Origin of the sequence: Lentzea sp. CA-135723 (genome assembly GCF_050936595.1) — a bacterium.
GTDB lineage: Bacteria > Actinomycetota > Actinomycetes > Mycobacteriales > Pseudonocardiaceae > Lentzea.
The window spans coordinates 1,416,794-1,440,114 of the sequence record NZ_JBNJMK010000002.1 but is presented as its reverse complement, the minus strand read 5'-3'; the positions used below and the strand labels follow the sequence as shown (position 1 = coordinate 1,440,114).

At 69.2% G+C, this 23,321-nt stretch carries 21 protein-coding genes; 13 read left to right on the top strand and 8 right to left on the bottom strand.

The genetic code is table 11. The features are described 5' to 3' along the window. The first annotated feature begins 115 nt into the window (after nt 1–115). The gene (locus ACQEU1_RS42685; RefSeq protein ID WP_433215742.1) at nt 116–4,261 is read left to right on the top strand and encodes a HAMP domain-containing protein; all 4,146 of its coding nucleotides are present in this window, start codon (nt 116–118) and stop codon (nt 4,259–4,261) included. Nucleotides 4,262–4,514: 253 nt separating this feature from the next. On the opposite strand, the gene ACQEU1_RS42680 is transcribed toward ACQEU1_RS42685, so the two are convergent. Next, nucleotides 4,515–4,883 carry an STAS domain-containing protein gene (locus ACQEU1_RS42680; RefSeq protein WP_433215739.1) on the bottom strand — a complete coding sequence of 123 codons (369 nt, stop codon included), beginning with the start codon at nt 4,881–4,883 and terminating at the stop codon, nt 4,515–4,517. Nucleotides 4,884–4,988: 105 nt separating this feature from the next. Between ACQEU1_RS42680 and ACQEU1_RS42675 the strand changes: the two genes are divergently transcribed. From ACQEU1_RS42675 to ACQEU1_RS42665, 3 genes are all read left to right on the top strand, one after another. Beyond that, nucleotides 4,989–5,384: an ATP-binding protein gene (locus ACQEU1_RS42675; protein ID WP_433215736.1), complete on the top strand. Its 396-nt coding sequence runs from the start codon at nt 4,989–4,991 to the stop codon at nt 5,382–5,384. Nucleotides 5,385–5,405: 21 nt separating this feature from the next. After that, nucleotides 5,406–5,636 (top strand): DUF6480 family protein, encoded by a 231-nt coding sequence (locus ACQEU1_RS42670; RefSeq protein ID WP_433215732.1) that lies wholly within the window; start codon nt 5,406–5,408, stop codon nt 5,634–5,636. A gap of 84 nt (nt 5,637–5,720) precedes the next feature. Continuing rightward, nucleotides 5,721–6,068: an STAS domain-containing protein gene (locus ACQEU1_RS42665; protein ID WP_433215729.1), complete on the top strand. Its 348-nt coding sequence runs from the start codon at nt 5,721–5,723 to the stop codon at nt 6,066–6,068. Nucleotides 6,069–6,107: 39 nt separating this feature from the next. Here the strand turns inward: ACQEU1_RS42665 and ACQEU1_RS42660 are convergent, their stop codons facing one another. Beyond that, complete coding sequence (locus ACQEU1_RS42660; RefSeq protein WP_433215726.1) at nt 6,108–6,992, bottom strand: Ppx/GppA phosphatase family protein; 885 nt, start codon at nt 6,990–6,992, stop codon at nt 6,108–6,110. 110 nt (nt 6,993–7,102) lie between these two features. Between ACQEU1_RS42660 and ACQEU1_RS42655 the strand changes: the two genes are divergently transcribed. From ACQEU1_RS42655 to ACQEU1_RS42645, 3 genes are all read left to right on the top strand, one after another. Continuing rightward, nucleotides 7,103–8,086: an alkaline phosphatase family protein gene (locus tag ACQEU1_RS42655; RefSeq protein ID WP_433215723.1), complete on the top strand. Its 984-nt coding sequence runs from the start codon at nt 7,103–7,105 to the stop codon at nt 8,084–8,086. 85 nt (nt 8,087–8,171) lie between these two features. Then, on the top strand, nt 8,172–9,077 hold the full coding sequence (locus ACQEU1_RS42650; RefSeq protein ID WP_433215720.1) for a GNAT family N-acetyltransferase: 906 nt from the start codon (nt 8,172–8,174) through the stop codon (nt 9,075–9,077). A 206-nt stretch (nt 9,078–9,283) separates the two neighbouring features. Continuing rightward, nucleotides 9,284–10,489, top strand: coding sequence for a glycoside hydrolase family 88 protein (locus ACQEU1_RS42645; RefSeq protein ID WP_433215717.1), 1,206 nt, complete (start codon nt 9,284–9,286; stop codon nt 10,487–10,489). A gap of 4 nt (nt 10,490–10,493) precedes the next feature. Here the strand turns inward: ACQEU1_RS42645 and ACQEU1_RS42640 are convergent, their stop codons facing one another. Continuing rightward, nucleotides 10,494–11,054: a hypothetical protein gene (locus ACQEU1_RS42640; RefSeq protein WP_433215714.1), complete on the bottom strand. Its 561-nt coding sequence runs from the start codon at nt 11,052–11,054 to the stop codon at nt 10,494–10,496. A 25-nt stretch (nt 11,055–11,079) separates the two neighbouring features. Here ACQEU1_RS42640 and ACQEU1_RS42635 point away from each other — a divergent pair, with 25 nt between their 5' ends. The 5 genes from ACQEU1_RS42635 to ACQEU1_RS42615 all read left to right on the top strand — a co-directional run bounded on the left by ACQEU1_RS42635 (nt 11,080) and on the right by ACQEU1_RS42615 (nt 15,787). After that, entirely contained in the window at nt 11,080–11,745 is a 666-nt protein-coding gene (locus tag ACQEU1_RS42635; protein WP_433215711.1) for a response regulator transcription factor, read from the top strand. Beyond that, nucleotides 11,742–13,022, top strand: a complete 1,281-nt coding sequence (locus ACQEU1_RS42630) for an ATP-binding protein (protein WP_433215708.1) — start codon at nt 11,742–11,744, stop codon at nt 13,020–13,022. Before ACQEU1_RS42635 ends, ACQEU1_RS42630 begins: the two co-directional genes overlap by 4 nt. A gap of 417 nt (nt 13,023–13,439) precedes the next feature. Continuing rightward, nucleotides 13,440–14,051 carry a DUF4360 domain-containing protein gene (locus ACQEU1_RS42625; protein WP_433215704.1) on the top strand — a complete coding sequence of 204 codons (612 nt, stop codon included), beginning with the start codon at nt 13,440–13,442 and terminating at the stop codon, nt 14,049–14,051. Between the two features lie 200 nt (nt 14,052–14,251). Then, nucleotides 14,252–14,761, top strand: coding sequence for an ATP-binding protein (locus ACQEU1_RS42620; protein WP_285631014.1), 510 nt, complete (start codon nt 14,252–14,254; stop codon nt 14,759–14,761). Between the two features lie 399 nt (nt 14,762–15,160). Continuing rightward, nucleotides 15,161–15,787, top strand: a complete 627-nt coding sequence (locus tag ACQEU1_RS42615) for a DUF4360 domain-containing protein (RefSeq protein WP_433215701.1) — start codon at nt 15,161–15,163, stop codon at nt 15,785–15,787. Between the two features lie 85 nt (nt 15,788–15,872). Here the strand turns inward: ACQEU1_RS42615 and ACQEU1_RS42610 are convergent, their stop codons facing one another. From ACQEU1_RS42610 to ACQEU1_RS42595, 4 genes are all read right to left on the bottom strand, one after another. Then, nucleotides 15,873–16,721 (bottom strand): extensin family protein, encoded by an 849-nt coding sequence (locus ACQEU1_RS42610; RefSeq protein ID WP_433215698.1) that lies wholly within the window; start codon nt 16,719–16,721, stop codon nt 15,873–15,875. Nucleotides 16,722–16,870: 149 nt separating this feature from the next. Next, entirely contained in the window at nt 16,871–17,773 is a 903-nt protein-coding gene (locus ACQEU1_RS42605) for an SRPBCC family protein (RefSeq protein ID WP_433215695.1), read from the bottom strand. A 28-nt stretch (nt 17,774–17,801) separates the two neighbouring features. Next, a complete protein-coding gene (locus ACQEU1_RS42600; RefSeq protein WP_433215692.1) occupies nt 17,802–18,308 on the bottom strand; it encodes a helix-turn-helix domain-containing protein in 507 nt (168 codons plus the stop codon). A gap of 77 nt (nt 18,309–18,385) precedes the next feature. Next, on the bottom strand, nt 18,386–19,648 hold the full coding sequence (locus tag ACQEU1_RS42595; RefSeq protein WP_433215689.1) for an NAD(P)/FAD-dependent oxidoreductase: 1,263 nt from the start codon (nt 19,646–19,648) through the stop codon (nt 18,386–18,388). A 41-nt stretch (nt 19,649–19,689) separates the two neighbouring features. On the opposite strand from ACQEU1_RS42595, the gene ACQEU1_RS42590 reads away from it, so the two are divergent. Next, the gene (locus tag ACQEU1_RS42590; RefSeq protein WP_433215686.1) at nt 19,690–21,162 is read left to right on the top strand and encodes an FAD-dependent oxidoreductase; all 1,473 of its coding nucleotides are present in this window, start codon (nt 19,690–19,692) and stop codon (nt 21,160–21,162) included. A gap of 87 nt (nt 21,163–21,249) precedes the next feature. Here the strand turns inward: ACQEU1_RS42590 and paaZ are convergent, their stop codons facing one another. Further along, complete coding sequence (paaZ, locus tag ACQEU1_RS42585; protein WP_433215683.1) at nt 21,250–23,271, bottom strand: phenylacetic acid degradation bifunctional protein PaaZ; 2,022 nt, start codon at nt 23,269–23,271, stop codon at nt 21,250–21,252. Between the last annotated feature and the right edge of the window lie 50 nt (nt 23,272–23,321).

The window sequence follows — 23,321 nt, the reverse complement described above, 5'->3', positions numbered from 1 at the left end:
GCCGAATCATCACGGCCTCCTGCGGGTAGTTGGCGTGCATCGCGGCATCAAGTTACCTCGCTCCCAACCTAACGTGGCAGGCTTGGCTGCGACCACCGAGGCACGGAGGCTTGGAGTGACCACGGCCAACGAAGAGACGGACGCGACCCTCGAACGGGTTCTCTCCGCCATGAGAGACCTGCGTGACGGCAACTTCCGGCGCAGGCTCGTCGTGCCGGGGAACGGGCCCGTGTCCGCGCTCGCCGACGTGTTCAACGAGATCGCGGAGCGCAACCAGTGGCTCGCCGGTGAGCTGGGCCGGGTCCGCCAGGCGGTGGGCCAGGAGGGCAGGCTGACCGAACGGGTGGCGCCCGCGGGCACCGCCGGGGGCTGGTCGCTGATCGCCGACTCGGTGAACGGCCTGGTCGAGGACCTGATGCGGCCGACCACGGAGCTGAGCCGCGTGCTCGCCGCCGTGGCCGAGGGCGACCTGACCAAGCGCATGTCGGACCAGACGCTGCGCGGTGAGTTCGCGACGCTCGGCTCGACGGTGAACGGCCTGGTCGACCAGCTGTCGTCGTTCGCCGACGAGGTCACGCGCGTCGCCCGCGAGGTCGGCACCGAGGGCCAGCTGGGCGGTCAGGCGAAGGTCCCCGGCGTCGCCGGAACGTGGCGCGACCTGACCGACAACGTGAACTCGATGGCGAACAACCTGACCAACCAGGTCCGCAACATCGCCCACGTCGCCACCGCCGTCGCGAACGGCGACCTGACGCAGAAGATCACGGTGGACGTCTCCGGCGAGATGCTGGAGCTGAAGAACACGCTGAACACGATGGTCGACCAGCTGTCGTCGTTCGCGGACGAGGTCACGCGCGTCGCCCGCGAGGTCGGCACGGACGGCAAGCTCGGTGGCCAGGCGAAGGTCCCCGGCGTCGCCGGCACCTGGCGCGACCTGACCGACAACGTGAACTTCATGGCGGACAACCTGACGACCCAGGTCCGCAACATCGCGCAGGTCACGACCGCTGTCGCGTTGGGCGACCTGACCCAGAAGATCACCGTCGACGCGCGTGGCGAGATCCTCGAGCTCAAGACCACGATCAACACGATGGTCGACCAGCTGTCGTCGTTCGGCGACGAGGTCACCCGTGTCGCCCGCGAGGTCGGTTCGGACGGCCGCCTGGGCGGTCAGGCGCAGGTCCCTGGCGTCGCGGGCACGTGGCGCGACCTCACCGAGTCGGTGAACGTCATGGCGAACAACCTGACGACCCAGGTCCGCAACATCGCCTCGGTGACCACGGCGATCGCGCGCGGCGACCTGACCCAGAAGATCACGATCGACGCCCGCGGCGAGATCCTCGAACTGAAGACCACCATCAACACGATGGTCGACCAGCTCTCCTCGTTCGCCGACGAGGCCACGCGTGTGGCGCGCGAGGTCGGCACCGAGGGCCGGCTGGGCGGTCAGGCGACGGTGCCGGGCGTCGCGGGCACGTGGCGCGACCTGACGGACAACGTCAACTTCATGGCGAACAACCTGACGAACCAGGTCCGCAACATCGCCCACGTGGCCACGGCCGTCGCGAACGGCGACCTCTCGCAGAAGATCACGGTCGACGCGCGCGGCGAGATCCTCGAACTGAAGTCCACTTTGAACACGATGGTGGACCAGCTCTCCTCGTTCGCCGAGGAGGTCACCCGCGTGGCCCGCGAGGTCGGCACCGACGGCCGCCTCGGCGGTCAGGCCCGCGTGCAGGGCGTCGCCGGCACGTGGAAGGACCTGACCGACAACGTCAACCTGATGGCGGACAACCTGACCGACCAGGTCCGCAACATCGCGACCGTCGCCACCGCCGTCGCGAACGGCGACCTCTCGAAGAAGATCACCGTCGAGGCGAAGGGCGAGGTCGCGACCCTCGCCGAGACCCTGAACGGCATGGTCGACACGCTGCGGGCGTTCGGCGACGAGGTCACCCGTGTCGCCCGCGAGGTCGGCACCGAGGGCATCCTGGGCGGCCAGGCGCGCGTCTCCGGCGTGGCGGGCACCTGGAAGGACCTCACCGACTCGGTGAACTTCATGGCGGACAACCTGACCAACCAGGTCCGCAACATCGCCCAGGTGACCACCGCCGTGGCCCAGGGCGATCTGACGAAGAAGATCGACGTCTCGGCCCGCGGCGAGATCCTCGAGCTCAAGACCACCATCAACACGATGGTCGACCAGCTCTCGTCGTTCGCCGACGAGGTCACGCGCGTCGCCCGCGAGGTCGGCACGGAGGGCAAGCTCGGCGGTCAGGCCGAAGTGGACGGTGTGGCGGGCACCTGGTCGAAGCTGACCGACAACGTCAACCAGCTGGCCTCGAACCTCACCACCCAGGTCCGCGCCATCGCGGCCGTCGCCACCGCCGTGACGGCGGGCGACCTGACGCGCCAGATCACCGTGGACGCGTCCGGCGAGCTCGCGGAGCTCAAGGACAACGTCAACCAGATGATCGCGAACTTGAAGGAAACGACCCGAGCGAACCGCGAGCAGTACTGGCTCAAGACCAACCTCGCGCGGTTGTCCGGTCTCATGCAGGGCCACCGGGACCTGCGGGCGCTGGCGTCGCTGATCATGAGCGAGCTGACCCCGCTGGTCAGCGCCCACCACGGCGCGTTCTTCCAGATCGAGGAGGACGACTCCAAGCAGACCCTGGAGCTGACCGCCACCTACGGCTTCCGCCTCGACGCGGCCCGCACCACCCACGTGGCCATGGGCGAGTCCCTGGTGGGCCAGTCGGCGCTGGAGAAGAAGACCATCCTGGTCGAACAGGTCCCCGGCGGCTACCTGACCGTCTCCTCGGCACTGGGCGAGTCGGCCCCGGTCAACCTGGTGATCCTCCCGGTCCTCTTCCAGGGCGAGACCCTGGGCGTGATCGAGCTGGCGTCCCTGAACGAGTTCTCCGACGTCCACCTGGACCTCCTGGACCAGCTCAAGGAAGCCATCGGCGTCAACGTGAACACGCTCCTGGCCAACTCCAGGACCGACGCCCTCCTGGTCGAGTCCCAGCGCCTCACCACCGAGCTCCGCGCGGGCTCCGAGGAACTGGAAGACCGGGCCCGCCAGCTCCAGACGGCCTCGAAGTACAAGTCCGAGTTCATGGCCAACATGTCCCACGAGCTCCGCACTCCCCTGAACTCCCTGCTGATCCTCGCGAAGCTGCTGGCCGACAACCTGGACGGCAACCTCAACGCCAAGCAGGTCGAGTTCGCCCGCACCATCCACTCCTCGGGCTCCGACCTGCTGCAGCTGATCAACGACATCCTCGACCTCACCAAGGTCGAGGCGGGCCACATGACCCTGCACGAGGACCCGGTCCGCCTGGACGAACTGGTCCGCTACGTCGAAACGCTCTGCCTGCCGCTGACGGCGGAGAAGAACCTCGAGTTCTCCGTCCGCGTGGACCCGAACGTCCCCGAAACCCTCCACACCGACGAGCACAGGCTTCAGCAGATCCTCAGGAACCTGCTCTCCAACGCGGTGAAGTTCACCCACGACGGCGGCATCCGCCTGCACGTCCGGATGGACGACCCCTCCACCGTCGCCTTCGACGTGCACGACACGGGAATCGGCATCCCGGCCGAAAAGCTCGCGGTCATCTTCGAAGCCTTCCAACAGGCGGACGGCACCACGAGCCGCAAGTACGGCGGCACGGGCCTGGGCCTCTCCATCAGCCGGGAACTGGCCCAACTCCTGAACGGCGCGCTCCGAGTCCGCTCGGAACCGGGAATCGGCTCGACCTTCACCCTCTGCCTCCCCCTGGGCAAGGTGATCTCCGACGCCGTGGTCCTCCCCGAACCCACCCCGATCGTCACCCCGGCCCCGGTGGTCGCGAACTCGACCTCGATGCGCTTCCACGGCGAAAAGGTCCTCGTGGTCGACGACGACCTGCGCAACGTCTTCGCCCTGACCAGCGTCCTCGAACTGCACGGCCTGGAAGCGATCTTCGCCGACAACGGCATAACAGGCGTCCGAGCCCTCGAACAATACGACGACGTGGCCATTGTTCTGATGGACATCATGATGCCGGAACTGGACGGCAACGCCACCATCTCGGCAATCCGGGCAATGGAACGCTACGCCGACCTCCCCGTTATCGCCGTGACAGCGAAAGCGATGAAGGGCGACCGCGAGAAGTCGCTTGCCTCGGGCGCCACCGACTACGTGACCAAGCCGGTGGACACCGAACACCTCATCCGCCTGATCGCCTACTACCTGGGAGTCTCAGGAGAGGCCTGACCCAGCGCACGCGGGCAGCGGTATCGGTGACGTGCCAACGCAACCCAGCCACGCACGCGTAGAGATTGGGGCTTGGCTTGGGTGCGAGGTGCTACCGCTAGTGGCTCGGCCGGGCGCTTTTCAGCCCGGCCTTTCCGGTCCGACAAGCGCCTCGCAAGGGCCCCGAAGTCAAGCCCCGATCTCCATCGACGCGAAGCGGCGATGAAATGACCCGGCTCGTCAAGGCCGGACGGAACCCGCAGCCCGCACCAAATCACCGAGCGGAATCAACGGCTTCCTGAACCGCCGAATCCACCGAAGCGTGCAGACTCAGCACCTCGGCCACGTCGGCCAGCTCGAACAACCGCCGAACCGGCCCCTGCGCGGCCGCGATCCGCAGCTGCCCACCGCCCTCGGCCAGCCGCCGGTGCCAGTCCAGCACCAGCGCCAGCCCGGTCGAGTCCATGAACGCCAGCTCGGACAGGTCCAGCACCGCGTGCGACCCGGTCACGTCCGCGTCCATCCGGGCGGACAACACAGGCACGGTATCGATGTCCAGCTCACCGGCGACGGCGAGCACTCGCCATCCCCGCTGGACCTCGCTGCCGACGTTGAGCTCCATCGTCGCCGTTCCTTCCGCCACGCCCGACTCGTGCGACTTCGTGCGACCCAAATCGTGCAGCACGACGTCCGGGCATGCGACCACCGGGGGGCTGAAAGATCCGAACGACCCACCGGATGTGCGACGATGCGCCTTGTGCTGAACGACCCACTGGCAGAGGTGCGCGTGACCCTGACCGCCGAGGGCGGCTCGTGCGCACGCGCTCGTCAGGTGGTGCGCGAAGCCGCCGCCTCGTGGGAGCTCGGGGACGACCTGACCGACGACGCCCAGCTCGTGGTGACCGAGCTCGTCTCCAACGGCATCGACCACGGTGAGGGCCCGATCACGTTGACGGTCAGCAGGACGCGGGGCGGCATGCTCGTGGAGGTGCACGACGGGTCGCCGCGGCTGCCTCAGCTCAGACCCGTGGACCCGACCAGCGCGCGCGGGCGTGGCATGCAGCTCGTGAAGGCCTTGAGCGCCCGGTGGGGCACCACGCCGCGCAACGACGGAAAAGTGGTCTGGGCGCAGCTGGAAGCGTGAAAACGGGGTACCTGAACCCCTATGACCGCCACACCGCCCGATCCCGACCCGCGACGCACTCCCGGACTCGAGCCGGGAGGGGGCGTGGCGCCGGGTGACACACCGCCGGAGTCCGGGCAGACCTCGGGTCTGTCGCACCACGAACCGAAACCACCCAGGAACACCACGACCCGCGTCGTGATCGGTCTCATCCTGTTGTTCGCCCTGCTGGTGGCCGCCATGCTGCTGACCAAGGCGTTCCTCCTGGTCTGACACAACGACCAGCACGAACCCGGAGGGCTTCAGGTTGTGGTCGTCCGCCGATGGCGCGTACGGTCGGTGCGGACGGGAGTCCTCATGAACCAACTTCGCCAGAGAACCACCTACGTCCAGTCCATTCCGATCGTCGCGCTCACCGGCGAGATCGACATGATGTCGTCCGCACCGGTGACCAGCCGGCTCGCCGAACTGCTTGACCACAAGCCGCCCGCACTCGTCGTGGACCTGCGGGAGGTGCGCTTCTTCGGTTCCGAGGGAATCCGCGCACTGGTCGAGACCCAGCAGCAGGCGGACGAGCTCGGCATCAGGTTCGCTGTCGTCAGCGACAGCAGAATCGTGTTGCGGCCGCTGGAGATGACCGCGGTCGACCAGTTGCTGTCGCTGTTCAACGACGTCGACGACGCCGTGACCGCGCTCAGCGCCTGAGCAGCGGTCCTCAGCGGAAAATCCCTTGTCCACAACCCTCTAGGCAGCGGACGAGCTGCGCGCGCGAGAGCGCTCCACCAGCGAGAGCAGCAGGCCTTCCTTGGTGGACCAGGGCGAGATGTCCACGACGTCGTGGCCGGACACCTTCATCAGACCCTCCGCGACCACCGCGCCCGCCAGCGACTGCTGGGCCCGGTGGCGCGAGATCCCCGGCAGGGCCGCGCGTTCGCGCACCGAGAGCTTCGCGAGCCGCGGGATCCACTTCTCCAGGTCCTTCAACCGCAACTGGCGCGGCGCGTACGTGTCGCTGCGCGCGCCGGCGAGACGGGCGAGCTGTTCGAAGACCTTCGAGCACCCGATCGCGCGAGCGCTCCCACTCGGGGCGAACGCCGCCGAGAGTCTCTCCGCCACCTCCGCGCGCATGTCCGCCACGGTGAGGCCGGCGCGGGTCAACGTCCTTGCCCCCAAAGGCAACGAGAGGGCGCGCTCGGGTTCGGCGCCGGAGCCCGCGGCGAGCTCGACGGTGCCGCCGCCGACGTCCAGCACGACCATCGGCCCGGCGCCGAAGCCGAACCAGTGCCGCGCGGCCAGGTACGACAGGCGCGCTTCTTCCTTGCCGGACAACACCTTCAGCTCGACGCCGGTGCGGCGCGCGACCTTGCGGATCACCTCGTCGACGTTCGACGAGTCACGCACCGACGACGTCGCGAACGGCAGGAACGGGACGTCGCCCGCCTTCTTGCGGGCGGCGAGGACGGCGGTGCACAGGGAGTCGATGCCGGCGGCGCTGATGGCGCCCTCCGCGTCGAGCTCCCGGTCCAGCCTCAGCCGGACCTTGTGGGACACCAGCGGACGCATCAGGTCTCGTTCCACGACCACCAGGTGTGCACTGAAGCACCCCACGTCCAGAACTCCGACCGACATCCGCCACCTTCCCTTCCCCAAACGTTTCTTTACCTCATCGGCAACCATTGTGCTGACCTGCGCCCCCGATCGAGCAATGTTCGCTCGATGAGATGCGTTACAGTCACCGAATGTCACTGGCGGAGATACCTTCCCGGCTCGACCGCGCCCTCGGCAAGGCGCAGTCCGGCGTGATCGTCCTCGCCGTGGACGGTCTTTCCTCGGACGTGGCCAAACAGTCCTGGCTGTCCGCCTCCGTCTCCACGCTGTCCTCGACGGTGCCCTCGACGACGGCGACGGCGTTGCTGACCGCGCTGACCGGTGTCCCCGCCGACGTCCACCGCGTACCGGGAACGGTGTACCGCAACGGATCCGGGCTCGTGCACGCCGTCAACGGCGCGCCGCCGATCCCCGATCTGCCCACCGTGCTGGAACGGCACGGCGCGACCGCGCTGGCCCGCGAGCTCGACCACCTCGAGGGAACCTGGGCTCAGGCCCTGCTGCGAGGAACGACCCGGGTACCCGCCCCCGCGCCCCACAAACTCACCGCCCAGGCGGAGGATCCGCCGCTGCTCGTCGCGAACGTCGTGGCGGACCTCGACAAGGCCCTCAAGGACGCCAGGTTCCTCTGGACCTACGTCAACATCTCCGACCACGTGCACCGCAACGGCTACGACGAGTCGGTGCACGAGGCGATGCTCCGCCTGGACGCGCACGCGAACCGCTGGGCGGCGGCCGGCTGGACCGTGATCGCGCACTCGGACCACGGCATGATCGCCGTCGACCCCGACCCCGAGCTCGTCGCCGCCTGGGACGCGATCGTGCGCGAGGAGTGCGTGATCCCCTCCGGCGGCGCGGGCCGGATGCGCTGGCTCTACCCGAAGGCCGACCGACTGGAAGCCGTTTTCGACCGCGTGGCAACGACTCTGGGCGACACGGCGACCGTGCACCACGCCACCGACCTCGGGCTGCCGCAGCCGGAGGCGGGTCCGGTCGTGGCGGTGGCCGCGTCCCCGCGCTTCCCGCTGCCCGACCCGTCCGTGCGGTTCGAGCACGGTGGCCTGAGCCGCGACGAGATCGACGTCCCCTTCGCCGTCTGGCAAGCCGTACAGTGAGGGCGTGCGCGTCGAATTCTCCAGCAGCATAAGGGAAATCGATGCTGCCGCTTGGGATTCGGTGGTGGGCCGGGCGGGTGCACCGGTGTTCTACCGGCACGCGTACATCAGTGCGTACGAACAGTCCCCGCTCACCGAGGTCGAGGGGTTCGCGTACTTCGTGGTGATGGACGGCGACGAGCCGGTCGCCGTCACGCCCGCCTACCTCCAGCCGGCCGAGAACCCGTTGCGCCGCCTGCACGAGATCTACCCGGAGGCGGCCGGCCAGCGCGCCCTGCTCAGCCACACCTGGCACTGCTACGACGCGCACGTCCCCGCCACGCAGGAGGTGCTGCCCCGCCTGCTGGACGCCATGATCCGCACGGCGTCGATCTTCGGGGCGCGCTGGTGCGGGTTCATGAACGTCCAGCGCGGCAACGGCTTGTCGCAGGCGCTCAACGCCGCCGGGCTGCCGGCGCGGCACCTGACAGACCGCTGGGCCGCGCACCTCACCACGTACGAGCACTACCTCGCGGGCCTCGGCCTGCGCGCCAGGGCCAACGTGCGGCGCAACGACCGCAGGGCGCGAGAGGCGGGCGTCACCGTCGAGGCGCTGCCGGTCGACCACGCGGCGATGGACGACATCACGCTGCTGTGCGTGAAGACCGCGAGCAGGTTCGAGAACACCGGCTACCACCCCGGCGAGGCGTTCACGAAGTTCGTGACGGCGCTGGGCGACCTCGCGCACGTGATCGAGGTGCGCCAGCACGGCAGGCTCGTCGCGGCCGGCGTCTGCCTCACCGACGAGACGCGCTTCCACACCTGGACGTGCGGCGTGGACTACGCGGTGGACGGCAACTACAGCCCCTACGGCGTGCTGTTCGCCGAGTCGGTCCGGCACGCCATCAGCCTCGGCAAGACGACCCTGGAGGGCGGCCGCGGCAACGAGGCGTTCCAGCGCCGCCACGGCCTGCGCCCCCACCATTTGGACGCGGTGCTGCTCCGCACCTGAACCGCGCATTGTTCACAAGGATGAACAATGCGTTTTACAACGTCGGATTCCTGCGGTTTCACGTACGTGATTCAGTCCTTTAGGCCAGGTCAACGCCTCAATGCAAGACAGAGGAATCAATTTTTGACGCACCTTTACAGGCGTTGATCCGATCTGCCACTGTGACGCCGGGCGCACGGCACAAATGAAAGGGACTGGACAGTCTCGTGAATCTGTCTCGACGCACCCTTCTGGCGTCCGCAGCAGCCACTCCCCTGCTCACCGGAGCAGGCCTGACCCTCGGTGCCGGGCAAGCCGCCGCTTCGCCTGCCACCCTCCGCGCGGCCCTCGACTACGGCAACGCCAAGCTCAAGGCCGTCGCGCCCGGCATCACCTCGTTCCCGGAGATCACCAGGGCCGAGAAGTGGACCTACGTCGCCGACGGCGGCTGGATCGGCGGTTTCTGGCCGGGCACGCTGTGGCTCGCGCACCTCGACAGCGGCGACGCGCAGTTCCGCTCGCTCGCCGAGGCGGCCAACGACCGGCTCGCTCCTCGCCGGCTCCAGCCGCGCGACCACGACCTGGGCTTCCTCTTCTACCCGTCGTGGGTCACCGCGTACCGGCTGACCGGCAACACGAAGTGGCGCGACGGCGCGATCGACGCCGCGAACACCCTCATCCAGCGCTGGAACGCCACTGGCAAGTTCATCCGCGCGTGGGGCGCCATCGGCACGCCGGGCAACGCGGGCCGCGTCATCATCGACACGATGATGAACCTGGACCTGCTCGCGTTCGCCACCGAGCAGACCGGCGACCGCAAGTTCCTCGACATCGCGATCGCGCACGCCAGGACCACCCAGACGCACTTCGTCCGCGCGGACGGCTCGACCCCGCACGTGTTCGACTTCAACCCGGACACCGGCGCTCCCATCGGCCAGAACACCGTGCAGGGCTACAGCCCGACGTCGTCCTGGTCGCGTGGCCAGGCGTGGGGCATCTACGGCTTCACGACCATGTACCGCCGCACGGGTCTGCGCGAGTTCCGCGACACCGCGCGCAGGCTGGCGGACTACGCCCTGTCGGTGCTCACGCCGGACAGCGTGCCGGTGTGGGACTACCGCTCACCGCTGGGCGTGAACGACATCAAGGACTCGTCGGCGGGCGCGATCATGGCGTGCGGCCTGCTGGACCTGGCCAAGGCCACCGGCACGACCCGCTACCAGGACCGGGCGCTGAAGATCCTGGACGGCCTGGTCGCGACATGTCTGACGACCAAGAGCACGCGCGCCGAGGCGATCCTCGCCCGCGGCACCCGCAACCGCCCGTCCGAGGACGGCGTGGAGGTCTCGCTGCCCTACGGCGACTACTACCTGTACGAGGCGATCCTGCGGGTGCTCAAGCCCGCCCAGATCGCGAAGGCCATCGGCCTGTAGGAGCTCACTGCTCGATCACCTTCGCCGTCGGCCCGTCGGTCCAGGTCGCTTCCAGCCTGGACAACCGGCCGGCGGCGTTGGTGAAGTTGACCACCAGCGGCCCGCCGGGCTGTTCCACCTTCACCGAGTAACCGTCCGCGGGCGTGGCCGACAGCGCCTGCACGCCCTGTGGCCGGTAGCGCACCACGACGTCACCGCCACGCAGGTGGAACGCGTGCACGTACGACCCGTCCGCCTGCCATTCCCCCTGCGGAGATTGAGCCGAGGTGGGACGCGCATCCGTACTACTGGGAGGAACCGGAACAGTTGTTGTGACCACAGGAGGCCTGGTGGAAGAAGGCGTGACAGGCGGAGGGGCGTCGACGGAGGCGCCGGGTTCGGGGACCGGCACGCTGATCGACGAGACGGTCGGCAGCGGCAGCACGGCGGAGGTCGCGGCGCCCAGCGGGCCGAAGTCCGCGGCCGGGGCGGGTTCCATCGCCCACCGGATGCCGAACCACGAGAGGCCGATGGCGACCGTGGTCACCAGCGCCCAGGCGACCAGGTATCCGACCGACCGTCTCACTGCGGCAATCCTCCTGTAGCGGCTCATGGCATCAGTACTGCTGGTCGAAGACGACCCGGTGGTGCGAGCGGCGGTCACGCGCGCTCTCACCGGCCAGGGCCACATCGTGCACGGTGTCGCGCTCGCGATCGAGGCTTTGCGAGAAGTCACCGCCAACGGCTACGACGTCGTGGTGCTCGACCTCGGGCTCCCCGACCTCGACGGCGGTGACGCGCTGCGGATGATCCGAGGCGTCACGAACACCCCCGTCGTCATCGCGACCGCTCGCGACGACGAGACGGAGATCGTCCGGCTGCTCAACGCGGGCGCCGACGACTACCTGGTCAAACCCTTCTCCGCCGAGATCCTCGAAGCGCGGCTGCAGGCGGTGCTGCGCAGGGCCCGCGACTCGAAGCAGCTCGTGATCGGCGGCCTGGAGATCGACGTCACCCTGCGCAGGGCCGTTGTGGACGGTCAGGAGCTCTCCTTGACGCACAAGGAGTTCGAGCTGCTCTCCTACCTCGCGGCACGGCAGGGGGAGGTGGTGCCGCGGGCGGAGATCCTGGCGAGCCTGTGGCCGTCCAACCGCGACGACCAGACCCTCGACGTGCACCTGTCCTGGCTGCGCCGCAAGCTCGGTGAACGGGCCGCGCAGCCCCGTTATCTGCACACGGTGCGAGGAGTCGGCGTGCGTCTGGTCGACCCGAGATGAGGCGGTCACTGGTGCTGGTCGCTCTCGCGGCGACCAGCATGGTGGCCCTGGCGTTCCTCATCCCGCTCGCGATCGTCGTGAAGGACTCCGCGTACAGCCGCGCTCTGAGCGAGGCCGAGAAGCAGGCCAACGCGATGACGCCCGCGTTGCTCATCACCCGCAAGCCGCAGGAGATCCGGCAGGCGATCAGGAGCACCCGCTACGGCGGCCAGGGCCGGCTGGCCGTGCACCTGGGCGCTCCGGCCGGTACGTACGGCACCTCGCACATCACGGCCCTGGACCTGCAGGAGGCGCAGAAGCTCGCCAGGGCGTCCACGGTCGAACGGCCTGACGGCGTCGCCTACCTGCAACCGCTCGCCACCAGCGACAGCGGCGTCGTGATCGTCGAGGCGTTCGTGCCCGACGAGCAGCTCACCCACGGCGTGATCGGCACGTGGGGGGTGCTGGCGGGGGTCGCGGTCGGCCTGGTCGCCGGGTCGGTGCTCGTCGCCGACCGCCTCGGCGCGCGGGCCGTCAGGGCGATCCGCGGCCTCGCCGACGCCGCCCGCCGGATGGGCCAGGGCGACCTCACCGTGCGCGTCCCGGTCAAGGGGCCGCCGGAGGTCAAGGAGGCCGGCAAGGCCTTCAACGCCATGGCCGAACGCGTCCGGCACCTGCTCGCCGCCGAACGCGAGGTCGTCGCCGACCTCTCGCACCGCCTGCGCACCCCTCTCACGGCCCTTCTCCTGGACGCGGACACGCTCGGGGGTGGTCCGGGTGCGGACCGCGTCCGAGAGGCCGTCCAGGGCCTGGAGAGGGAGGTCGACGAGATCATCAAGGCGGCGCGGTCCGGTCTGCAGCCCGACGAGGGCGGCGCGGACGCGGCAGGGGTGGTGCGCGACCGGCTCGTGTTCTGGTCCGCGCTCGCCGACGACCAGGAACGGCCGTGGACCGTGCGCGGCGCCGACCGGCCGGCGGTGGTGCCGCTCGCCCGCAACGACCTCGCGGCCGCGCTGGACGCGTTGCTGGGCAACGTCTTCCGCTACACGCCGGAGGGCACGCGGTTCGCCGTGACGCTGGTGCACCAGGCCGATCTGGTGGCGCTGGTGGTCGAGGACGCCGGGCCGGGCATCGCGGACACCGCGCAGGCCGTGCGGCGCGGGTCCAGCGGCGGCGGGTCCACCGGGCTGGGGCTCGACATCGCCCGCAGGGCCGCGGAGCGCACGGGAGGGTCGCTCCACGTCGACCGCGGTCCGTTGGGCGGTGCACGCGTGCAATTGAGGCTCCGGAGGGTCTAGGCCTTGGACCGGGTGACCGGTGACGAACGCCGCCGGCGGCGCGGACCGTGGGATTGGTCCGACGCCGCCGGCGGGCACCGGCCGGCCGCGCGGCACCGCTGCCGCACCACCGAGTCCCGAGCAGGAGGGAGGAACCCGATGAGCAGTGCGCGCTTTGCCTTCCCACACCGGTGTAACGAGGTGGATCAGCCGGGGCTCTCGGCGCCAGGTGTGGGGACCGGCGTATTCAGTGGGTCCTGGGTTTTTGCGATCTGACATGAAGTTAGCCGACCGCGGATCGTCGCCCATCCACCGTTCAGACGATTAATCGGCTTTAAATTTGTTTAAGTTCGCCCGGTCGGTCGTCCGCGACTTAACTGAATTTAAGATAGCGTCGTCCTCCCGCCGCCGTCCCGGCAGAAATTCGAAAGGCGACCCATGATCAGCGCGGTGGCAGCAACGGGATTGGCGCTCTCCCTCCTCACAGCCCCTCAGGCCGACGTGGTTCCTCCCGGCAAAATCACGGTCGACGTCGTCACGGTGAACGGTTCCGGCTGCCCCGCCGGAACGGCCGCGATCGCGGTCTCTGACGACAACACCTCATTCACGGTGACCTACAGCGACTACACCGCCCAGGCGGGTTCCGGATCGACGCCGACGCAGTTCCGCAAGAACTGCCAGCTGAACCTGCGCGTGCACTACCCGCAGGGCTTCACGTTCGGCATCGCGAAGGCCGACTACCGCGGCTTCGCGCACTTACCCAGAGGCGCACGCGGGATGCAGCGCGCCAGCTACTACTTCGCCGGCTCGTCCTCCACGACGACGACCACGCACAACATCGCGGCGCCGACGTCCAACAACTGGCAGTTCACCGACTCGACCGAGGTCGCGGAGATCGTCTACGCGCCGTGCGGGGCGGTGCGGCACCTGAACGTGAACACCGAGGTGCGAGCGTTCACGAACACGGCCAACCAACCGGCCTTCGTGTCGATGGACTCGACCGACGGCAGCGTGAACACCCGCTACCAGTTCGCCTGGAAGCGATGCTGACCCAGAACGATCACCTAGAGGGCCCGGCGCTATACTCACAGTGAGCGTCGGGCCCTCTCGTCGTGACCCGGACGTGACTTTTGACGGGTGAGTCAACCAGGGCATTGCTTCCCGCGTATACCCATGTAGATTCCCGCTCACCGTGACGGCCATTCGGGTGACCGTCTCGGCTCGCGCGCCGCACGCGAAACGGAGGCAGCATGCAGGCGAACGCCCAGACCGCCCAGGTCGACGACCTGACACTCATCGCGCTGCCCACCGCGGTGAACTGCGCGGATCTGTTCGTGCGCTTCACCCTCGGGGAGTGGCGCCTGCGCAACATGACCGCGGAGTGCTCGGCCGTCGCCTGTGCGCTGGTCGAGGCCGCCGTGGAGTCGGCCGATCCCAAGACGTCGCGGCTGATCACGCTGCGACTGCGACTCAGTGGCGACTACCTGGTCGTCGAGTTGGAGGCCGCGCGGTTCATCATGCCGCCGACCTCCCCTGACCTGCGCACCGGCGAGCTGCAGCTGGCCGGCGGCATCAAGCTCATCTGGTGCGAACTGGCGCTGCCGACCGGCGTGAACGCGAACGCGGTGCCGCTGCCGCGCCGCGAGAAGCGCCGTTCCCCGGCGGCCGAGGCGCTGGGCGACGAGCCGGACGTCGATCCGGAGCTCATCCAGCGCATCCTGTTCGGGCTCGGTGGCTCGATGGGCAACGGTCAGCGCTAGATCTTCCAGCTTCACCCGCAAGGGCGCGTCCATCAGTGGGCGCGCCTTTCGCGTGTTCGCGGGGTTCCCTCGGTGGACGCTTCACGAATTGATTTCCGGAACTTTGCCCGGCCTCTGCTCCGTTCGAGGCGTGTTACATTCTCGTGCGGCCCTGTCATCGAGTTTCTTGATGCCGTTCTGGTGGTACGGACGGCAATTCACCGACGAGGTGCCCCTGGGCCTTGTTGCCTCAGTGACCGATTGACCGCGAAAAGTGACAAATAGTCGGACCGCATTCACCGGCGCGAACGTCCGGCGATGTTGCTCTGGTTGGCGGACGGTTCGTCAACATCCTTTCCGATACGGTCTCGTACCACGCCGCCCGCCCGAACGTCGTCGCACATTCGGAAAGGCATTCCCATGATCAGTGTGCTGGCCGCAGCCGGCCTGGCTCTGTCCACCATCGTCATTCCCCCGGTCGCGGATCCGCCCCCGACGGGCCAGATCACGATCGACGTCGTCACGGTCAACGGCTCCGGCTGCCGAGCAGGCACGGCCGCCGTCGCCGTCTCCCCCGACAACAAGGCGTTCACGGTCACCTACAGCGACTACATGGCCCAGGTGGGCCCGGATTCGCGGCCGACCGATTTCCGGAAGAACTGCCAGCTGAACCTGAAGGTCAACGTTCCCGGCGGATTCACGTTCGGCATCGCGCAGGCCGACTACAGAGGTTTCGCCCACCTGGAACGCGGGGCCAAGGGAACGCAGAAGGCGAGCTACTACTTCCAGGGGATGTCGGACACCGACCAGCGCACCAAGACCTGGAACGGCGCCCTGAGCGACGACTGGCAGGTCACGCACAAGACCGACGTGGCGTCGATCATCTACCACCCGTGCGGCGCGAAGCGGAACTTCAACATCAACACCGAGCTGCGCGTGGACAAGGGCACCTCGGACCCGAAGAAGACCAGCTTCATGGCGATGGACTCGACCGACGGCTCGATCGAGACCGTCTACCACTTCGCCTGGAAGAAGTGCCCGAAGTAGCCGCGCCCGTCCTGCCGAACTGACAGCCCTCGCACAGCAAGGCCGGAGCCCGTGTCGGCTCCGGCCTTGCTGGTTCCGCGTGCTGTCAGATGTTCTGGTTCGCGAAGCCCTTGGTCGCGATCTTCGACAGCATTCCCTGCCACACGGCGGTGCTGGTGTGCGGGTCACCGGTCACGCCGAGCGCCGACTTGAGCCCGTTGAACGCGCTCGTCGTGGCCGGCCCCCAGATGCCGTCGATCGCGAGCCCGGACGCCCGGAAGTTGTTGCACGTGCCCTGCACGAACTTGGTGTCCGCCTCGGAGTCCTTCAGCACGCGCACCGGCATGCCGCCGAAGTCGGAGTGGATGTGGTCGCGGTGGTCGGCGTTGTACCAGCCGTCCAGCACGTACCGGAACCGCCGCCGGCACACCGCTTCCGTTGCCAGGTAACGCTTGCGCAGCGCGGCCGTGCCGGACGCGTGGTGCTGGTCGAGCGGCGAGGTGACGTTCCCGTTGGACCACCGCACGTGGTCGAGGTCCATCGCCGTGCCCGCGCCGTGCTGACCGGGCTTGTCGACGTAGAACCCGGCCGACACGATGTAGCTGATCGACCCGTAGCTCGACGAGAGCGAACGCAGGTCGCGCACCCAGGCGACCAGGGCGTTGTAGAAGGCGTCGGTGGCCTGCCAGTTGCGCGCGGTCGTGTTGCCGCGGTTGGAACGCCAGTAGTAGACGGGCGTGCCGTCGATCTTCTGGAACGTCATCATCGCGAGTGCACCGACCTCGGCGGCCTGGATCTCGGCCGGCGTGTGCTGGTCGGCGGACCGGGCGGGGTCGGGTGCGGCGCCCGGAGCGGCGTTCGCCAGGGCCGGTGCGATGGTGGACAGGCCCGCGAGTCCGGCTACGGCTGCCGCGCCCGTGACGAAGCCGCGCCTGGTGACGTTGTTCTCGAACACCCCAGTACTCCCTCTGTGTCCTGGCCGGGGGCGGCAGGAGGAAGGACCTGGCTCAGCACACCGGCCCGAGGGAGTCTAGGGATCACGCTGCTGACGGCGGAATCGCGGCTGACCTGCGTTTTTCCTCCGCCTTTACCGGACGGGGCCGGTCAGTGGACCGCGCCGAGGACGCGGATCAGGCTCCGCTCGGTGTCCGTGCCCAGCTTCTCCATCGCGAGCTTCGCCACCGGCGCGCCCAGCTTCGCGAGGCCGTTGAACTCCACGTGAGCGTGGTAGCCGATCCTCGTCGTGCCGGGGGTCGGGCCGGGCGTGATCGAGATGTCGTCGGTCGAGGTCGCGGTGTCGTTGCGCCCCACGAACTGCAGGCCCGTGGTGTCGTCGCGGGTGAGCTCGTAGACCAGCTCGGTCTTGCGGCCGAGGAACTGGGAGACGTTGCGCCAGCGGGAACCCACGGCCACCGGGCCCGTGTCGAGGCGGGTGCAGGTGACGGTGCCAGGGTCCCACTGCTCGGTGCGGGAGAAGTCGCGCAGGTACTCGGTGACGCTTTCCGGGGTGGTGGCCACGGTGAAGGTGCGTTCGACGTCCACACCGGACACGTGCGGGGAGTTGAACGCCTTGGGGGCCAGGCCCAGGCGGTACTGGTCGACCAGGGTCGCCTGGCTCTCGGCCCGGCCGGCGAGGCGTTCGAGGCGGGTCTCGTCGAAGGTGCCGAGGTGGCGGAGCGTGCGCCAGAGGGCGGCTTTGCCCTCGATGCCGACGCGGAGGGTCTCGAGCTCCAGGACGTCGCTCAGCGGGGAGCGACCCAGCAGCCTGCCGTTGAGCTTGAGCCTGCCCGCCTTCTCGGTCAGCCAGCCCAGGGCTTCCTTGTGCGGGCGTGACTCGACGCCCGCCGCGCGCATGACGTCGAGGAGTTCCTTGCGGTCCGCCTCGATGTCGTCGGCGAGGACGCGCAGCTCCGGGTGGGTGCGGCTGACGCGGCGGGCCAGTTCTGTGCCCGCCGCGGCGCCGGCCAGGTGGTCGTTGAGGTAGATGCCCAGCAGCTCGGTGTTCACGACCGGGGAGTACCCACCGTCAAACGTGTCAAGGCCCTGCCGGGCCCAGCTGGTAGCCCTGGTTCCAGAGGGTCTTGATGACCAGGCCGAGCGGGGCTATGCGCCTGCGCAGCCGCATTATGTGCAGGTGGAGGGCGTTGCTGGTGTCGCCGTCCTTGGTCGGGAGGCAGAGCAGCAGGTCGTCCCGGGTGGTGAGGGAGCGGAAGCGCCGCAGCAGTTCGGCCACCAGCGCCCGTTCGGTCGGGGAGAGCACGACCGAACGCGTGCGGAACCGCAGGATGCCCGCCATGTCCAGTTCCGGGACGGCGTAGCGGGCCGCCCGTGCCCTGAGCATGGCGATGCGCACGGCCAGGTCCTGGTGCGGGACCGGCGCGCGGACCCAGTCCTCGCGCATGTCGGTGAGGACCGGGGCGGGCACGTTCTTCTCCAGCACCAGCAGGCACAAGGTCCCGCTCCGGTGGCACGCCTCTCTTGCCGCCGCGTCCACCGGCCAGCGCACGACCTCGACGGGGAGTTGGTTAACCAGGTTCGACATACGTCCACTTCCGCTTGTCCACCACGGAGAGAACCGAACCAGCCTTCGGCTTCCGTCGTGGACGCTAGAGGCGGCCGCTATTTCCGCACTATCGCCCGAATCGGCTCCAGGATGATCGGCTGCGCGCGGCGGCCGGTGACGAGGTTCCAGCACCACTGCGTGAGCACGGCGAGCCGGTTGCGCCAGCCCACCAGGAACGCGATGTGCACGACCGCCCAGGCCGCCTTGCCGATGACGCCCCGCAGGCGCAGCTTCTTGATGTCCGCGACGGCGTCACCGGGCGAGATGGTGGCCATCGTGCCCAGGTCGAGGTAGCGGAACGGCTTGGCGCGGCGCCCGTTCAGCCGGGCCTTGATCACGCGGGCGACGTGGTGGCCCTCCTGCAGGGCGGGCTCCGCGATGCCCGGCAGGTCGTCGAGGTTGACCATGTCGCCGAGCGCGAACACGTCGTCGGTGACGGAGCAGTCGGCGGGGTTCACGACGATCCGGCCCTTGCGGTCGGTCTCGGCACCGGTCGCCTCGGCGAGCTCGCGGGCCAGCGGCGAGGCCTGGACCCCGGCGGCCCAGATGATCGTGCGCGCCTCGACGCGGTCGCCGTCCTTGGTGGTCAGGCCCTCGGCGTCGATGCGGTCGACCATCGCGCTGGTCATCACGGTCACGCCGAGCCGTTCGAGCTTCACGCGGGCGTGCTCGCGCAGTTCGGCGGAGAACGGCGGCAGCACGTGCGGCACGGCGTCGAGCAACGTGATCCGCACGTCGCGGGGATCGATCTCGCGGAACTGCCCCTTCAACGCACGGCGCGCCAGGTCGGCGATCTGCCCGGCCAGCTCCACCCCGGTCGGCCCCGCCCCCACGACGGCGAACGACAGCCACTGCTTCGGGTCGTCCGCCACCACGGCCGTCTCGAACGCCCTGAGCAGCCTCGACCGCAGACCGACGGCCTGTTCGAGGGTCTTCATCGGCGGCGCGGACTCTGCCCACTCGTCGTGACCGAAGTAGCTGTCCCTCGACCCCGCCGCCACGACCAGCGTGTCGTACTCGACGTGCCGCGAGGTGCCGTCCGGCAGGTCGACGAACACGCGCTTGCCCGCCGTGTCGAACCCGGTCACCTCGCCGAGCAGGACGTGCGCGTTGCGTTGTTTGCGCAGGATCGCGCGGAACGCCGGAGCGATGTCACCGGCGGGCAGCAACGCCGTCGCCACCTGGTAGAGCAACGGCTGGAACAGGTGGTGGTTGGTGCGGTCGACCAGGGTGACCTGGACGTCCGCGCGCTTGAGCCCGCGGACCACGCCCAGCCCGCCGAACCCACCTCCGACAACGACGACGCGGTGCTTGTTCATGCCCTTCGCATACCCGTTCTGAAGCGGGGTATCCGCGCGCCATGACCACCACCGCCGACCAGTCCCTCTGGCTCACCGCCCTCCCGCGGGAGCCCCGCCCGCCGCTGTCCGGCGGGCACGCCTTCGACGTGGCCGTGGTCGGCGGAGGCATCACCGGCCTGACCACCGCGCTCCTGCTCAAGCGCCGCGGCCTGAACGTCGCCGTGCTGGAGGCCGACCGGGTGGCCTCGGGCGTGTCCGGCAACAACACCGCCAAGGTCACCGCGCTCCAGTCCACTGTGTACTCGCAGATCCGGAGCAGGCACGGCCTGGCCGCCGCCACCGACTACGCCACCGCGTCCGTGTCCGCCGTCGCCCAGGTCGCCGAGCTGGCGCGCGAGATCGACTGCGACCTGCGCCGCTCCCCCGCCGTCACGTACGCGTACACCGAGGACGAGGTGAGCGACGTCGCCAAGGAGCTGATCAACGCCCGCCACGCCGGGCTGCCGGTGCGCGACGCCAGGAACGTCGACCTGCCGTTCCCCGTGCACGCGGCGGTCTGGCTCGACGACCAGATCGCGCTGCACCCCGTGAAGTACCTGCTGGGCCTCGCCGAGGCGATCGACGGCGACGGCAGCCGGATCTTCGAGCACAGCCGCGTCACGGACGTCAGCGGCCACACGGTGTCCACAGAGGACGGCCAGGTCACGGCCGGGAAGGTCGTGATCGCCACCCACTACCCGACGCTGGACCGAGGTCTGTACTTCCCGCGCCTCGAACTCACCCGCGCGTACTGCATCGCCGCACGCGTGCACGCGCCGACGCAGGCGCTCGCGATCAGCACGGGCAGCCCGTCGTGGTCCATCTCGGCGCACGAGGACAAGCTGATCCTCGCCGGGCAGAGCCACCCGACCGGCAAGCCCGCCGTCGAGCCGTTCCGCAGGCTGGAGGAGTTCGCGCGCGAGCACTGGCAGGTCGAGGAGATCACGCACCGCTGGTCGGCGCAGGACCCGACGGCCTACGACCACCTGCCGATGATCGGGAGCTACACCCCGGGCAACACCACGGTCTTCACCGCCACCGGCTACATGAAGTGGGGTCTGACCAGCGGCACGTTCGCGGCGGCACTGCTGGCGGACCTGGTGACGGGCAAGCCGAACGAGCTGGCGGACCGCTTCAGCCCGCACCGGCTGTCGCTGGGGTCGCTGCCGACGTTGGTCAAGAAGAACGCCGAGGTCGCCACCCAGCTGGTCGGCGACCGGGTCGTGCCGGCCGACGCCACGTCCAGCGAGAACCTGCCGAAGGGGCACGCGCACGTCATCCGCGACGGGCTCGGCAAGACCGGGGTCTACCGCGACGAGCACGGACAGCTGCACGGGGTGTCGTTGCGGTGCACGCACCTCGGCTGCCTGGTGCGGTTCAACGCCGCCGAACACAGCTGGGACTGCCCGTGCCACGGGTCGCGGTTCGACGTCGACGGCACGGTGCTGGAGGGACCGGCGACCCGGCCCCTCCCCCGCAAGGAACCCCGCTAGTGGTGTGGCTCGGAACGTTGCCGGGGGAATGCGCGGTCAGACGGGTGCATCGCGTGGATCACCTCGTCGACGTTCCGAGACGCGCCACTAGCTCTTCGCGACCAGCGTCAGGACGTCGTACTTCGCGACCGACTCGCCCTTCTGGTTCGTGACGTCGGCGTCCCAGCGGACCTCGCCGTACTCCTGATCCTCGCGCGGCGTGATCTGCTTGACCGTCAGCGTCACGGTCAGCTGGTCGCCGGGGAACGTCGGCGTGACGAACCGCAGGTTCTCCAGCCCGTAGTTGGCGAGCACCGGACCAGGCTCCGGCGAGACGAACAGACCGGCGGCGAACGACACCACCAGGTAGCCGTGCGCGACCCTGCCGCCGAAGAACGGGTTGGCCGCGGCCGCTTCCTCGTCCATGTGCGCGTAGAACGTGTCGCCGGTGAACGACGCGAAGTGCTCGATGTCCTCCATCGTCACCTCGCGCGGGCCCGCCGTGACCGTGTCACCGATCTTCAGCTCGGCCAGCGTCTTGCGGAACGGGTGCACGGCGTCCTCGGTCCGGGGCGCGCCCGTGACCCAGCGGTTCGTGATGGCACCCAACGCGCGCGGGCTGCCCTGCACGGCCGTGCGCTGCATGTGGTGCAGCACGCCGCGCATGCCGCCCATCTCCTCACCGCCACCGGCACGGCCGGGACCGCCGTGCACGAGCATCGGCAACGGCGAACCGTGGCCCGTCGACTCCCCCGCGTCCTCGCGGTCGAGCACGAGCAACCGGCCGTGCCACGGCGCCACGCCGATCACGACGTCGCGCACGAAGTCCGTGTCGGCGGAGACGATCGAGCCGACCAGCGATCCGGCACCCCGCGCGGCGAGTTCCACGGCGTCGTCCACGCTGTCGTACGGCATCAACGTCGACACCGGTCCGAACGCCTCGACCTCGTGCGGCTGCACGGCGTCGGCGGCGGCGCGGAGCAGCATCGGCGACATGAACGCGCCACGCTCGGCGTCCGCGTCCACAAGCGACAGAGCACCGTCGCCGTAGACCACGGAGGCGTTCTCCCGCAACGCCTTCAGCGAGCGCAGCACCTCCTCGCGCTGCTCCAGCCCGGCCAGCGCGCCCATCTTCACCGACTTGTCGGCGGGGTTGCCGATCACCACCTCGGCCAGCTTCGCGGCCGTCGCCTCGGCCACCGCGTCCACCAGCGACGCGGGCACCAGCGCGCGCCGGATCGCCGTGCACTTCTGCCCGGCCTTGGTCGTCATCTCGGCCACCAGCTGCCCGACGAACAGGTCGAACTCGGGCGTGCCGGCGACCGCGTCCGGCCCGAGGATCGAGCAGTTGAGCGAGTCGGCCTCGGCGTTGAACCGCACGGACGACCGGATCACGGCCTGGTGCGTGCGCAGGTGCTGGGCGGTGGACGCCGAGCCGGTGAACCCGACGAGGTCCTGCGGCGTCAGGTGGTCGAGCAGGTCGCCAGCCGACCCGCAGACCAGCTGCAACGACCCCTCTGGCAGCAGCCCGGAGGCGAGCATCAGCTCGACCATCTTCTCGGTCACGTAGGCCGTCTGGGACGCGGGCTTGATCAGCGACGGCACCCCGGCGATGAACGCGGGCGCGAACTTCTCAAGCGGCCCCCACATGGGGAAGTTGAAGGCGTTGATCTGCACCGCGACGCCTCGCAGCGGCGTGCAGATGTGCTGGCCGACGAACGTGCCGCCACGGCCGAGCGGCTCGACCGGCCCGTCGACGTAGACCTTGTCGTTGGGCAGCTCGCGCTTGGCCTTCGACGCGTACCCGAGCAGCACGCCGAACCCGCCGTCGATGTCGATCCACGAGTCGGACTTGGTCGCGCCCGACCGCGCCGACAGCGCGTACAGCTCGGCCTTGTGCTCCTTGAGGTAGAGCCCCAGCGCCTTGAGCAGCTGCGCCCGCTGGTGGAACGTGAGCTCGCGCAGCGCCGGCCCGCCGACCTCGCGCCCGTACCGCAGCGCCGCGCCCATGTCGACGCCCGCCGACGAGATCCGCGCGATCTCCTCACCGGTCACGGCGTCGTGCAACGGCGCGCCCTCGACCGTTGGCGTGTGCCACCCACCCGACACGTAGCTGCGCAGCAAGCTCATCGAGCCAACCCTTCTCGCTGGGCGCTGGATCTTCAGCGACCCGACCACCA